Below are 12,015 nucleotides of genomic sequence, written 5' to 3'. Positions count from 1 at the left end.
CTTACGCCCGTGTCGCGGCCGCATTCAGCAGCGCACCGCCTCGCTTCACCCGACCTGCTCCACGAGCAGCGTCCCCGGCTGAAGCGGCTTGATCAGCGATTTGGCGGATACCGACGGGTCAAGCCAGCTCGCCCAATCCTTGCGCTCCAGGATCACGATCTGCCGATCGTGATACGGCGCGATATCGGGACCGGGTTCCATCGTGAGCATGGTGAACGCCTCCCCGACATCATCGGCGTCGCGCCAGATCCCGGCGATGCAGAAGATCGGCTCGTCGCGCTTGGTGAAGAGCCACTTGTCCTTGCGCTTTTTGCCCTTGTCTGTCGGTTCGGTGAATTCGTAAAATCCATCGGCTGGTATCAGGCAGCGGTTCGAGGCGAACTCGCGACCGTCCGAGCGGAAGTTGTAGACCGGCCTCTTGTTCGGTCCAGGCCAGCTCCACCGGCGCTGAACAAGGTCACCCTCGCCGACCGCTCCGTCAACCGGGCGGATGATCGGCCCGATGTCGGTTATCTTGATGTCCTCGCGCGCCTGGATGTTCGGCGCTCCTTCACTGAAGCGGATCTTGATCTTGAGATCGGCGAAGTCCTCCACGATCGAGGCGACATCCACCATCAGCCGATAATCATTGCACATGTCTCACCTGTCTCTGCGGCATTGCGCGGCGGCTTCGTTCCTGTTATGTTCTTTTGGCTATGAGCGCAACAGTTTTCGATTCCGACAGCCCGCTCGACGAGCCCCGCGTCATCATAAGGCGCTACGGCGGCGATGTTGAGATGCTCAAGCTGCCATGGGGACTTCAACCGAAGGAAGCAGGCGGGCGCCCCTTCACCGTGGTGCGCGCGGAGGACCGATCGTTCCCGAGCCATCGCTGCCTCGTGCCGGCGTCCGAATTCCGGCACCGAAGCCAGGGGAAGAACTACAGCTTTCGCCTCGCCGACGATGACTGGTTCTGTTTCGCCGGCATCTGGCGGCCGGCGAGCCGCGATTGGCCGGAAGCCTACGCGATCCTGACGATCGAGGCCAATGACGACATCGCGCCCTACCATGATCGCCAGATGGCGGTGCTGCGCCGAGACCAGCGCTCGGCGTGGCTCGACATGACGCGTCCCGAACACGAAGTGCTTCGTCCTCTTCCTAAGGACAGTTTTCGCATTTCCCGCTTCCATCAGGGCCGCGCGCAGGCTGAATTCGCGATCTGAGCGTTGTAGATCCGGCAACACGAAGCACATATGCTGGCGACATGGCCCCCGACCGCAGCGCCGACCAGCGTAAGATCATTCATGTCGACATGGATGCGTTCTACGCGTCTGTCGAACAGCGCGACAATCCGGAGCTGCGCGGCAAGCCGCTGGCCGTTGGCGGGGCTGCGGAGCGCGGCGTGGTGGCTGCCGCGAGCTACGAGGCTCGCGCCTTCGGCGTTCGCTCCGCGATGGCTTCGGTTACGGCAAAGCGCAAATGCCCCGAGTTGGTCTTCGTGCCGCCCCGCTTCGACGTCTACCGGTCCGTTTCGGCCCAGATCCGCGAGGTGTTCGCCGAACACACCGATCTCATTGAACCGCTCTCGCTCGACGAGGCCTATCTCGACGTGACGCGGAACAGGCTCGAAATTTCGTCTGCCACGACGATCGCCGAGATGATCAGAGCGAAGATCCTGCTGGTGACCGGTCTCACCGCTTCCGCCGGCGTCTCATACAACAAATTCCTCGCCAAGATGGCCTCCGGCCAGAACAAGCCAAACGGCCAGTTCGTCATCACGCCCCGCCATGGGCCGGCCTTCGTCGAGGCGCTGCCAGTCAAGAAATTTCATGGCGTGGGTCCCGCAACGGCTGGCAGAATGGAGGCGCTTGGCATTAAGACCGGCGCCGATCTCAAGGACCGCTCGCTTGCCTTCTTGCAGCAGCATTTCGGGAGGTCTGGGCTCTGGTACTATCAGATCGCGCGCGCCATCGACGAGCGCGCGGTCGAGCCGGATCGGCCGCGCAAATCGATCGGCGCCGAGGATACGTTCGCAGCTGACATCTTCGAGTTCGCTGCAGCAAGCGCCGAACTTAAGCCGCTGACAGCCAAGGTGTGGGGGCACTGTGAAGGCAAGGGCATCCGGGGCCGGACGATCACGCTGAAGGTCAAGTTTGCCGATTTCCATCAGATCACGCGCAGTCGCACCGTGTCGGTGCCAATCGAGCTCTCTGACATCGAGCGTGTCGCAGCCGATCTCCTGAAGTCGGTGTTTCCGGTACAGAAGGGAATCCGGCTGCTGGGCGTCACGCTTTCGTCGCTAGGCGATGTGTGGCCGCCGGAACAACGGCAACTTCGGTTCGAACTTTAGGATGAGCGCAAAAGGAGAGGCGGCCGCAGGCTATGCGGATCAGCCCGCGTGGGGATCGGATTTGGCGGTTATCCTGGATAGCTAATCCGGCCCAATCATCGGCCGGCACGGTCGTGTGAAGCAGAGGGGAAGGCACATGGCCTCCCCTTCCGAGGGTTGATGCGCGAAACATCAGGCGGCCTCGCATTCTTCCGCGGCCTCCGGCTGGAGCCCGTGCAGGAAAGCGACGGCGCGCTGCGCATGGGCAGCGGCCGAGAAGATCGCTCGCTTATCGCAGCCTAGGATTTTCAGCCACGAGCCGAGGTAGCTCGCATGGTCCGGCCGGGGCTCGAGTTCGGGCGCGATGCCAAGATCGGCGCAGAGGAAGCAGCTTCCGAGCTCGGCGATCAGTTCCTCGCGCGCTCGCTCGCTGGAATCCTTGGCGTAGCGACTAAGGTCGCGGTTCACGCGATGCGGCGCTGAAGTCCAATGGGTAAGCTCGTGACTGAGCGTGGCGACGTATGACGCGGCGTCCCGGAACGTCTGTAGCGGCGGCATCTGGATGTGGTCCGTCGCCGAGGCAAAGTAGGCGCGATCCCCGCCGTGCCGGATTACCGCCCCAGTGTTGGCGAAGAACCGGTCGGCGTGCTCGATCCGGTCGATGGGATCGCGCACCGGCTCCGCCTGCCTTTGATAGAACTGGTCCGGCAGGCCATCGATTTGCGCAATGTTGAAAACGGAATACGCCTTGAGGAACGGGATCTCGCGGTCGATTTCCTCGCCCCTGGTGTCCGTCTCCGTCCTCGTAAAGCGGCTGGCGAAGACCACCACCGAGCCGGTCTCGCCCTTGCGCACCCGACCGCCAAGTTCGAGCGCCTGCCTGAATGTCATCCACATCGGGTTGGAAAAGCCGCGCGCGACAGCCTCCGACCAAAGCAGCAGGACATTCATGCCGCTATAGGGCAGACCATTGTGCCTGAGCGGCCGGGTGACGCGGCCGGAGCCATCGGTCGATTGCCACGGCTGCATCCAAGGACGGACACCCATCTCCAGCTCGGCTACGATGCGGCCGGTGATGCGCGCATAGAGATCGATACGTTCTGCTTTTTCGTTCCTGCTCATTTCATGAACCTCCAGTTGGAGGCCGCGCCGATCGCGGCCCCGTCACGGAGGTCCGCCTGGGCGGAGCAGGAGGGCGGCAGCGCACCCGACCGGGTCCCGTCGTGCTCGCACGATGGGTAGTCATGGGCCGCAGCGACAGCGGAGGACGGCAAAGCCGTTGCGCTGACTGCCTGGATCCGCCAGGACCTCGGGGCAGGACGGGGCGCGAGCGGACGTCAGAAAACAGAAAGGCGGCGCTAGGCGCCGCCTGACTGCAGTCGAGGGAAGGCCGGTTCAATGAACCGAGTGGCCGCCGCTATAGGGATCGTATTCGAAGAGGATTTCGACATTGGCGTCGTCGAGCTCATCGGCGGGCATGACGCCAAATTCGTTGTCGACCTGGAAGAGGATAACCGGGACCATAAGGGTGCGGGCGAGAGACCAGGCGGCCTTTTGGGCGAGTATGAGATCGTGGGACATCTGAGGGCTCCATCTTGGAGCGGGCCAATTCCCGCTCGATGGCTCCGTCAGTGTGTGGAAGCGGGCGCGATCACCCGAAGGCGTCAGCCGAGCGGCCGCAGCATGCTAGCGGACCCCTTGCGGGTTGATCGGGGAAGATCCGCAGCCGCACCAGGAAAGCCATTACGAGAGAGCGGGATTGGGCCGTGAAGGAGCCCAGCATGCCAATCGGGCCGAGGCTGGCGAAAGGGCCGGCATCGGCGGCCGTCTCCCAAAACGTCCGTGCGCCGAAAGCAACATCCGAACCCGGTGCAAGGTCGCGCACACGAAATCGCTGGAACAAGAACTTGACCTGTCGAGGGTGGTGGCCCTGAGCGGAAAGGTGGGAGCTTTGCGCCTGAACTTGCTCGATGAGATCGATTTGTTCGCTACCCGGCCGGGATCATCGGCTGGAGGCTTACGAATGGTCAAAAATCGGACCTGGCTCCCCGATTTGTCCATGAGCACCCCCAATTCGGGCTTGTGGCCGCGTCGACGCCTAGCTCAGGTCGAGACCGGCTGCCAGGCTCAGATAACCCGCTCTCGTGGCACTGGCTGCTTGCTTTCCCGGACCAACTCAGCCAATTCCCTTTCGTCCAGCGTCTCCTTTTCCAGCAGCCGGCGCGCCGCCCGCTCCAGCGTATCCCGCTGTTTTTCGAGCAGGCCGACAGTGCGCTCGAAAGCCGCGTCGACGATCCTGCGCACCTCCTCGTCGACCATTGCCGCCGTCTGCTGTGAGTATTCGCGCTCCTGCGGCGCCAGCGGCAGCTCGTTGGGCGTCAGGAACGAGCGGCGGTCACGGTCGAGCGCGACATGGCCGAGCCGCTTGGTCATCCCATAACGTGTGGCCATCGCGCGGGCGATATCAGTAACGCGGACGAGATCGTCCGCCGCACCGGTCGACAAATGACCGAACACGATCTGCTCGGCGGCGCGCCCTCCGAGCAGCACCGCCATCTTGTTCTCCAGCTCCTCCCGCGTCATCAGGAAACGATCTTCGGTCGGACGCTGGATCGTGTAGCCGAGCGCGCCGACCCCGCGCGGGATGATCGACACCTTGTGCACGGGATCGACGCCCGGCAGGGCGATCGCGACCAGCGCATGGCCCATCTCGTGATAGGCGACGATCTCGCGCTCGCGCGGATTTAGCAGCCGGTTGCGCTTCTCCAGGCCAGCGACGATGCGCTCCACGGCATTGTTGAAGTCGGCCATGGCGACGGCATCAGCTTTGCGCCTAGTCGCAAGCAGCGTCGCCTCATTGACAAGGTTGGCGAGGTCGGCTCCTGTGAAGCCCGGCGTCACCGCGGCGATCTTCTCTGCATCGACGTCCGGCGCGAGCTTGACCTTCTTCAGATGAACCTGCAGGACCTGGATGCGGCCTGTCTTGTCGGGCCGGTCGACCAGCACCTGGCGGTCGAAGCGTCCGGCGCGCAGCAGCGCCGGATCGAGGATTTCGGGACGGTTGGTCGCCGCCAGCAACACGAGCCCCGTGGTCGGGTCGAAGCCGTCGAGCTCGACAAGCAACTGGTTGAGTGTCTGCTCCTTCTCGTCGTGGCCCGCCACTGCCCCCAGGCCGCGGGCGCGGCCGAGCGCGTCGAGCTCATCGATGAAAATGATGGCCGGGGCCTTGGCACGCGCCTGCGTGAACAGGTCGCGCACGCGCGCGGCACCCACGCCGACGAACATCTCGACAAACTCCGAGCCGGAAATGGAGAAGAACGGGACCCGCGCCTCGCCGGCTACCGCCTTGGCGAGCAGGGTCTTTCCGGTCCCGGGCGGGCCGACCAGGAGGACACCCTTCGGCATGCGGCCGCCGAGCCGTCCATAACTCTTAGGATCCCTGAGGAAATCTACGACTTCCTTGAGTTCGTCCTTCGCCTCGTCGACGCCGGCTACATCCTCGAAGGTCACCCCGGTATTGGCCTCGACATAAACCTTGGCTTTGCTGCGGCCGATCTGCATGAGGCCGCCGCCCAGGCCGCCGCTCGCGCGCCTCATCATGAAGAACCAGATGGCGGCGAACACCGCCATGGGCACTACCCAGGACAGGAGGTCGCGCAGGAAGGTGCTCTCGACGGCCCCGGTCACGACAACCCCGTGCTGCTGCAGCTCGGCGGCAAGATCGGGCTCGACGCGGGTCGTGATGAACATTGCGCGGCCGTCCTGCGGCTGCTTGAAGCGGCCCTGGATGAAGCGATTTGAGACAGCAACCTCGGCGATCTTGCCTTGCTTCAGGTCAGACTCGAACTGGCTGTAGGGTATCTGTGCGATCTGCTGGGAAGTGACGAACAGGTACTGGAACAGCATCAAACCCACAAAGGCGGCGATCCAGTACCAGATGTGGAAGCGGGTTCTCGTGTTCATCTTCACTCGAGGCGTTTGATCCGTCTGGAACTATACGGGCGAAGGCGGCACCGGTTCCCTCTCGTGTGATGATCGGCCGATAGGTTGCAAATAGGAGCGGCCCGTCCGGAGGTGCGCGCCGGACTAGCCGCCTCAGGTGTTGCTTCTCTCTTCCTTCGTCCTGTTCGATGGAACGCCTCGTGGGACGCTGTGGCAGCTTTGGGGCATTGGCTCGCATCGAGGCGACCCGAGGACGGCGATGATCGGTGCTGCTTTACAGGCGGCTATGGTAGCGCTACCGTTTCACAGTCGCGTGACCCGGGGGGAGCTGGGGCGAATGTCGCCGACGCCAGTGGTGGGTGCTTGCCGGCATCCGTTTCAGCCACACTTTGATTGGAACGGCTCCCCGCGAAATTCGCAGGGACCATCGGGAGGAGTTCGATGGCGTCTGTCGCGATTGGCGATGTCTACAAATCGTTCGGTGCCACTCAGATTCTGCATGGCGTCAGCGTCGATATTGACGACGGTGAGTTCGTCACGCTGGTGGGACCCTCGGGCTGCGGAAAATCGACGCTTCTGAGGATGATTGCAGGCCTGGAAAAAATCTCCCGGGGCCAAATCTCGATCGGCAGCCGTATCGTCAATGACGTCGCACCAAAGGAGCGCGACGTCGCCATGGTCTTCCAGAACTACGCGCTCTACCCGCACATGACGGTTGCAGAGAACATGGCGTTCTCGCTGATGCTCAAGGGTGTTCCGAAGGCAGAAATCGATGCCGGGGTGAAGCGGGCGGCCGAAATCCTCGGGCTCGTGCCGCTTCTGTCGCGCTATCCCCGCCAGCTTTCGGGTGGCCAGCGCCAACGCGTCGCGATGGGCCGGGCAATCGTGCGCAATCCGCAGGTGTTCCTGTTCGACGAGCCGCTCAGCAATCTCGACGCCAAGCTGAGGGTCCAGATGCGGGCCGAAATCAAGGAACTGCACCAGCGGCTGAAGACGACAACGGTCTATGTCACCCACGACCAGATCGAGGCCATGACCATGGCGGACAAGATCGTGGTCATGCATGACGGCCTCGTCGAGCAGATCGGACCGCCGCTCGAGCTATACGACCGGCCGGACAACCTGTTCGTTGCAAGCTTTATCGGCTCGCCCGCCATGAACCTGCTCAAGGGCGCGTTCGCCAATGATGGCCCCACCGTCTTTTCGGGGCGGGGGGGCATTTCCGTGCCTTTGGCGAAGCCTCCCTCCATCGGCAACGGCGAAGCCATGGTGCTTGGAGTACGACCCGAGCACCTGCGGCTGGCCGAAGACGGCATTCCGGTCAAGGTAGCGGTGATCGAGCCGACCGGGTCGGAAGTGCAGATCATCGGCCGGACGCCCGGCGGGGAGGACATCGTCGCCAATTTCCGCGAGCGCCATTCCTTCGCGCCGGGAGAAACCATTCGGCTGTCGGTCGACCCCGGCCCGATCCACCTCTTCCACGGCGAAACCGGCAAGCGAATCGAGACGGCGCGATAAAAACAGGCAACGACAGAGCAACAGGAGGAAACGAGCATGAAGTTCACCAGACGCGATGTAATCCGCACGACCGCGGCCGCGGCGGCCGGAGCCCTGGGCAGCCGCTTCGCCGGCTCGAGTGCCTTCGCCCAGCAAGGCCTGACGTATAAGCCCGAGGAAGGTGCCAAGCTCAGGCTGCTGCGGTGGTCGCCCTTCGTGCAAGGCGACGAGGACCAGTGGCTGAAGAATACCAAACGGTTCACCGAGGCGACGGGCGTGGAGGTGCGGATCGACAAGGAAAGCTGGGAAGACATCCGTCCCAAGGCGGCGGTCGCCGCCAATGTCGGCTCCGGCCCCGACCTGATGTTCGTCTGGTTCGACGATCCGCACCAATATCCCGACAAGCTGCTCGATGTGACGGAATTGGGTGATTATCTCGGCAAGAAGTATGGCGGCTGGTACGACGGCCCGAAACAATATGCCACGCGCGAGGGCAAGTTCATCGGCTTGCCGCTGGCCACCATCGGCAACGCCATCGTGTACCGAGAAAGCTGGATGAAGGAGGCAGGCTTCTCCGAATTTCCCAAGGACACGGCCGGTTTCCTGGAACTTTGCAAGGCCTTGAAGGCGAAAGGGCATCCCGCCGGCTTCACCCACGGCCACGGCGTTGGCGACGGCAACAATTACGCGCATTGGCTGCTCTGGAGCCATGGCGGCAAGATGGTCGATGAAGCCGGCAAGGTCACGATCAACAGCCCGGAGACGCTCAAGGCGATCCAGTATGCGCAGGAGCTCTACAAGACCTTCATCCCCGGCACCGAAAGCTGGCTCGACGTCAACAACAACCGGGCATTCCTGGCCGGGGAAGTGAGCGTGATCGCCAACGGCATCTCGGTCTACAACACAGCAAAGGTCAACAAGGACAAGGACCCGAAGCTGGCCGAGATCGCCAAGGACATCCGCACGACAAACATGCCGATCGGGCCGGTCGGGAAATCGGTCGAGCTTTTCCAGGTGACCACGGCTGTCATCTTCAACTACACGCCCTACCCCAATGCTGCCAAAGCCTATCTGCAGTTCATGTTCGAGGACCCGCAAATGTCCGACTGGATCACTTCGTCGGCGGCCTATTGCTGCCAGACGCTGAAAGCCTTCGACAACAACCCGGTCTGGAAGGCCGACCCTAACAATGCGGCCTATGCGAAAGCCTCGGCGACGCTGCGCCCCAACGGCTATGCCGGGCCGCTCGGCTATGCATCCGCCGCGACAATGGCCGACTACGTGCTGGTGGACATGTTCGCCAAGGCGGTGACGGGCCAGGCGACGCCGCAGGAAGCGATGGAAGAGGCCGAAAAACGCGCCAACCGCTATTACCGCGTCTGATCCTGGCGCAGTTGAAGCAGGCTGACCGCGTTTGCGGGCTTACGCAAGCCGAGCGCGGTCAGCCACAGTTCCACCCCACAGCAAGGAGCTCGCGCCATGGCCGTGCCGTCCGTTGCCGTTCAATCGCGCCCGTCGATCCTGTCCCGGCTCGCCGAGAGCAGGAATGCTCTCGGCTTCGGCTTCATGCTGCCTGCGGCGGCGCTGCTCCTGGTCTTTCTCACCTATCCGCTCGGGCTCGGCGTCTGGCTCGGCTTCACCGACACACGCATCGGCCGACCGGGCATCTTCATCGGCCTCGAGAACTACGAATATCTGTGGAGCGACAGCGTCTTCTGGCTCTCGGTGTTCAATACGCTGCTCTACACGGTCAGCGCTTCGATCCTGAAATTCGTGCTCGGCCTCTGGCTGGCTCTCATCCTCAACGAGAAGCTGCCCTTCAAATCGTTCTTCCGCGCGGTGGTGCTTCTGCCCTGGGTCGTACCGACGGTGCTCTCGGCCATCGCCTTCTGGTGGATCTACGACTCGCAGTTTTCGATCCTGTCCTGGGCGTTGCAGCAGATGGGCCTGATCGACCACCGCATCAATTTTCTTGGTGACCCGACCAATGCGCGCGCCTCGGTCATCGCGGCCAATGTTTGGCGCGGCATTCCTTTCGTCGCCATCACGCTGCTTGCCGGACTGCAGACCATTCCGCAATCGCTCTATGAGGCCGCCACGCTCGACGGCGCCAGCCGCTGGCAGCTGTTCCGCTACGTGACCCTGCCGTTGCTGACGCCGATCATAGCCATCACCATGACGTTTTCGGTACTGTTCACCTTCACTGATTTCCAGCTGATCTACGTGCTGACCCGCGGGGGGCCGGTGAACGCCACGCATCTGATGGCGACATTGTCCTTCCAGCGCGGTATCGCGGGCGGCCAACTGGGCGAAGGCGCGGCAATCGCGGTCGCCATGATTCCTTTCCTGCTGGCTGCGATCCTGTTCAGCTATTTTGGACTGCAACGGCGCAGATGGCAGCAAGGCGGCGGAGACTGACATGGCCGCGATCAAGGAAGTCGAGCGCCTGGAGACCGACGAAGGCGGCATGGGCTACCTGCAAAGCCTTCCGCGGCGTGTGGTGACGGTCTATCTGCCGCTGCTGGTGTTTCTGATCGTTCTCCTGTTTCCCTTCTACTGGATGACAATCACGGCGGTTAAGCCCAATCTCGAGATGACCGACTATGTGAACTACAATCCGCTCTGGGTCGTGCATCCGACGCTGGAGCACATTCGCTATTTGCTCTTCGAGACCTCCTATCCAGGTTGGTTGCTCAACACGATCATCATTTCGACCGCCGCTACTTTCCTGTCGCTGGCGGCTGCCGTGCTAGCTGCCTATGCGATCGAGCGGCTGAGGTTTTCGGGCGCGCGGCAGGTTGGCCTCGCCGTCTTCCTCGCCTATCTCGTGCCGCCCTCTATCCTGTTCATTCCGCTATCGGTGATGGTGTTCAATCTCGGCCTTTACGACACGCCGTTCGCGCTGATCCTCACCTATCCGACCTTCCTCGTACCGTTCTGCACCTGGCTTCTGATGGGCTACTTCCGCTCGATCCCCTTCGAGTTGGAGGAATGCGCGCTCATCGATGGCGCGAGCCGCTGGCAGATCCTCACCAAGATCGTGCTGCCGCTGTCGGTGCCCGGTCTGATCTCGGCTGGCATCTTCGCCTTCACCTTGTCGTGGAACGAGTTCATCTATGCGCTGACCTTCATCCAGTCTTCGGAGAAGAAGACGGTGCCGGTCGGCGTGCTGACCGAACTCGTTCGCTCCGACGTCTACGAATGGGGCGCGCTCATGGCCGGCGCACTGATCGGGTCGCTGCCGGTGGTGGTGCTCTATTCCTTCTTCGTCGAGCACTATGTTTCGTCGATGACGGGCGCGGTGAAGGAATGACGCCGTACGACCGGACCTTGGGACCGGCGAAGTGGATTATCGTGCCGTCGCCCGGCAACAACGACACTGCATTGGCGAAGAGGGCTGCACGGGAAGCTTATGATAGGTCATGAGCGGTTTAGGCATTCTCGGATTTGTAGGCAGGTTCGTGGAGCCGGACTGATTGAATAGATAGATTTATGGAGATCGCGCGCGCATATTATGCGCTCGAATTCCGTCACGGAGGACGAGGTGATGCGCCTCGGATTGAGAAGCATCCCTGTTGAGTATTTTATTCTCCGGGTTCTGGAGCCCGACGCTACCCAAGAGGGTGCCGAAGGTAAGGTGGTCGGCCACGTCGGAGGTCGGCCGATTTTCGAGACCGTCACAGATTGCTTCGGCGAGCGGTTTCACTATGTCGGGCTCGCACCGCGAGATTCTGAGCGGCGTTACGACATAGAGGCGCTTTCCCCCGGTGAATGGATTGTCGAGCCAGGTTTGATCTATCGATCGGAGAGTGCTTTGATCTCTGAAAGCTTACGAAACAGATCAGCGTGACAATATCGCTGTTGCATCCGTTCAGACTAGCGACAAAAGGATCAGAATGATCCCGAGGGTCGCAACGTTCCATATAAGAGAGCGCAGTAGAAAGACCCCTGCTGCGTATGATGCCAGATAGGCAACGCGACCCCAGAAATAGAGTTGAACGCCCCATTCGGTCATCAAACTGTTTGCGGAAGCCGCGTGAGAAATCAGAACAGCCGCCGCGAAAAGCGGAAAAGTTTCGACAAAATTCTGCAATGCTCGCGCCAGTCGGCCCGCGACTCCTCTCAACGGGGGCATAGCTTCATCGCGAGAGCTCGCTGTCCAGATATAGCCGCGCTGTAAGCTTGCGGCATGCGAAGCCAGCACGATCTGAATCAACCCGAGAGCGATACTTAGGACAAGCATCTTGAGCTCAAACGTCATGTTTACC

11 protein-coding genes are annotated in these 12,015 nt (G+C 62.0%); 6 read left to right on the top strand and 5 right to left on the bottom strand.

Annotation, left to right across the window (positions count from 1 at the left end):
* Positions 1 to 45: 45 nt before the first annotated feature.
* On the bottom strand, positions 46 to 636 hold the full coding sequence (locus LCM4577_RS09790; RefSeq protein WP_041002433.1) for an SOS response-associated peptidase: 591 nt from the start codon (positions 634 to 636) through the stop codon (positions 46 to 48).
* Between the two features lie 59 nt (positions 637 to 695).
* Here LCM4577_RS09790 and LCM4577_RS09785 point away from each other — a divergent pair, with 59 nt between their 5' ends.
* Together LCM4577_RS09785 and dinB are read left to right on the top strand one after the other, a co-directional pair.
* The gene (locus tag LCM4577_RS09785) at positions 696 to 1,202 is read left to right on the top strand and encodes an SOS response-associated peptidase family protein (RefSeq protein WP_041002431.1); all 507 of its coding nucleotides are present in this window, start codon (positions 696 to 698) and stop codon (positions 1,200 to 1,202) included.
* A gap of 41 nt (positions 1,203 to 1,243) precedes the next feature.
* On the top strand, positions 1,244 to 2,329 hold the full coding sequence (gene dinB, locus LCM4577_RS09780; protein ID WP_041002429.1) for a DNA polymerase IV: 1,086 nt from the start codon (positions 1,244 to 1,246) through the stop codon (positions 2,327 to 2,329).
* A 171-nt stretch (positions 2,330 to 2,500) separates the two neighbouring features.
* On the opposite strand, the gene LCM4577_RS09775 is transcribed toward dinB, so the two are convergent.
* The 3 genes from LCM4577_RS09775 to ftsH all read right to left on the bottom strand — a co-directional run bounded on the left by LCM4577_RS09775 (position 2,501) and on the right by ftsH (position 6,271).
* Complete coding sequence (locus LCM4577_RS09775; protein ID WP_071070961.1) at positions 2,501 to 3,430, bottom strand: ArdC family protein; 930 nt, start codon at positions 3,428 to 3,430, stop codon at positions 2,501 to 2,503.
* Between the two features lie 273 nt (positions 3,431 to 3,703).
* Entirely contained in the window at positions 3,704 to 3,889 is a 186-nt protein-coding gene (locus tag LCM4577_RS09770; protein ID WP_041002425.1) for a hypothetical protein, read from the bottom strand.
* 546 nt (positions 3,890 to 4,435) lie between these two features.
* Complete coding sequence (ftsH, locus tag LCM4577_RS09765) at positions 4,436 to 6,271, bottom strand: ATP-dependent zinc metalloprotease FtsH (RefSeq protein WP_071071064.1); 1,836 nt, start codon at positions 6,269 to 6,271, stop codon at positions 4,436 to 4,438.
* A 420-nt stretch (positions 6,272 to 6,691) separates the two neighbouring features.
* On the opposite strand from ftsH, the gene LCM4577_RS09760 reads away from it, so the two are divergent.
* The 4 genes from LCM4577_RS09760 to LCM4577_RS09745 all read left to right on the top strand — a co-directional run bounded on the left by LCM4577_RS09760 (position 6,692) and on the right by LCM4577_RS09745 (position 11,060).
* Positions 6,692 to 7,768 carry an ABC transporter ATP-binding protein gene (locus LCM4577_RS09760; RefSeq protein ID WP_071070959.1) on the top strand — a complete coding sequence of 359 codons (1,077 nt, stop codon included), beginning with the start codon at positions 6,692 to 6,694 and terminating at the stop codon, positions 7,766 to 7,768.
* A gap of 36 nt (positions 7,769 to 7,804) precedes the next feature.
* The gene (locus tag LCM4577_RS09755) at positions 7,805 to 9,130 is read left to right on the top strand and encodes an ABC transporter substrate-binding protein (RefSeq protein WP_041002419.1); all 1,326 of its coding nucleotides are present in this window, start codon (positions 7,805 to 7,807) and stop codon (positions 9,128 to 9,130) included.
* 183 nt (positions 9,131 to 9,313) lie between these two features.
* Positions 9,314 to 10,165 carry a carbohydrate ABC transporter permease gene (locus LCM4577_RS09750; RefSeq protein WP_371410041.1) on the top strand — a complete coding sequence of 284 codons (852 nt, stop codon included), beginning with the start codon at positions 9,314 to 9,316 and terminating at the stop codon, positions 10,163 to 10,165.
* Position 10,166: 1 nt separating this feature from the next.
* Positions 10,167 to 11,060: a carbohydrate ABC transporter permease gene (locus LCM4577_RS09745; RefSeq protein WP_041002415.1), complete on the top strand. Its 894-nt coding sequence runs from the start codon at positions 10,167 to 10,169 to the stop codon at positions 11,058 to 11,060.
* A gap of 558 nt (positions 11,061 to 11,618) precedes the next feature.
* Here LCM4577_RS09745 and LCM4577_RS09740 read toward each other — a convergent pair.
* Positions 11,619 to 12,008, bottom strand: a complete 390-nt coding sequence (locus tag LCM4577_RS09740) for an MAPEG family protein (protein ID WP_041002413.1) — start codon at positions 12,006 to 12,008, stop codon at positions 11,619 to 11,621.
* Positions 12,009 to 12,015 lie beyond the last annotated feature (7 nt).

The organism is Mesorhizobium sp. LCM 4577 (assembly GCF_001854795.2).
GTDB classification, from domain to species: Bacteria; Pseudomonadota; Alphaproteobacteria; order Rhizobiales; family Rhizobiaceae; genus Mesorhizobium; species Mesorhizobium plurifarium.
Note: the sequence above shows the minus strand (reverse complement) of the source record. Positions and strands in the feature narration are given on the sequence as shown.

Coding starts and splice junctions, on each gene's coding strand:
- LCM4577_RS09790 (WP_041002433.1), bottom strand. CDS start 636: ATGTGCAATGATTATCGGCTGATGGTGGATGTCGCCTCGATCGTGGAG.
- LCM4577_RS09785 (WP_041002431.1), top strand. CDS start 696: ATGAGCGCAACAGTTTTCGATTCCGACAGCCCGCTCGACGAGCCCCGC.
- dinB (WP_041002429.1), top strand. CDS start 1,244: ATGGCCCCCGACCGCAGCGCCGACCAGCGTAAGATCATTCATGTCGAC.
- LCM4577_RS09775 (WP_071070961.1), bottom strand. CDS start 3,430: ATGAGCAGGAACGAAAAAGCAGAACGTATCGATCTCTATGCGCGCATC.
- LCM4577_RS09770 (WP_041002425.1), bottom strand. CDS start 3,889: ATGTCCCACGATCTCATACTCGCCCAAAAGGCCGCCTGGTCTCTCGCC.
- ftsH (WP_071071064.1), bottom strand. CDS start 6,271: ATGAACACGAGAACCCGCTTCCACATCTGGTACTGGATCGCCGCCTTT.
- LCM4577_RS09760 (WP_071070959.1), top strand. CDS start 6,692: ATGGCGTCTGTCGCGATTGGCGATGTCTACAAATCGTTCGGTGCCACT.
- LCM4577_RS09755 (WP_041002419.1), top strand. CDS start 7,805: ATGAAGTTCACCAGACGCGATGTAATCCGCACGACCGCGGCCGCGGCG.
- LCM4577_RS09750 (WP_371410041.1), top strand. CDS start 9,314: ATGCTGCCTGCGGCGGCGCTGCTCCTGGTCTTTCTCACCTATCCGCTC.
- LCM4577_RS09745 (WP_041002415.1), top strand. CDS start 10,167: ATGGCCGCGATCAAGGAAGTCGAGCGCCTGGAGACCGACGAAGGCGGC.
- LCM4577_RS09740 (WP_041002413.1), bottom strand. CDS start 12,008: ATGACGTTTGAGCTCAAGATGCTTGTCCTAAGTATCGCTCTCGGGTTG.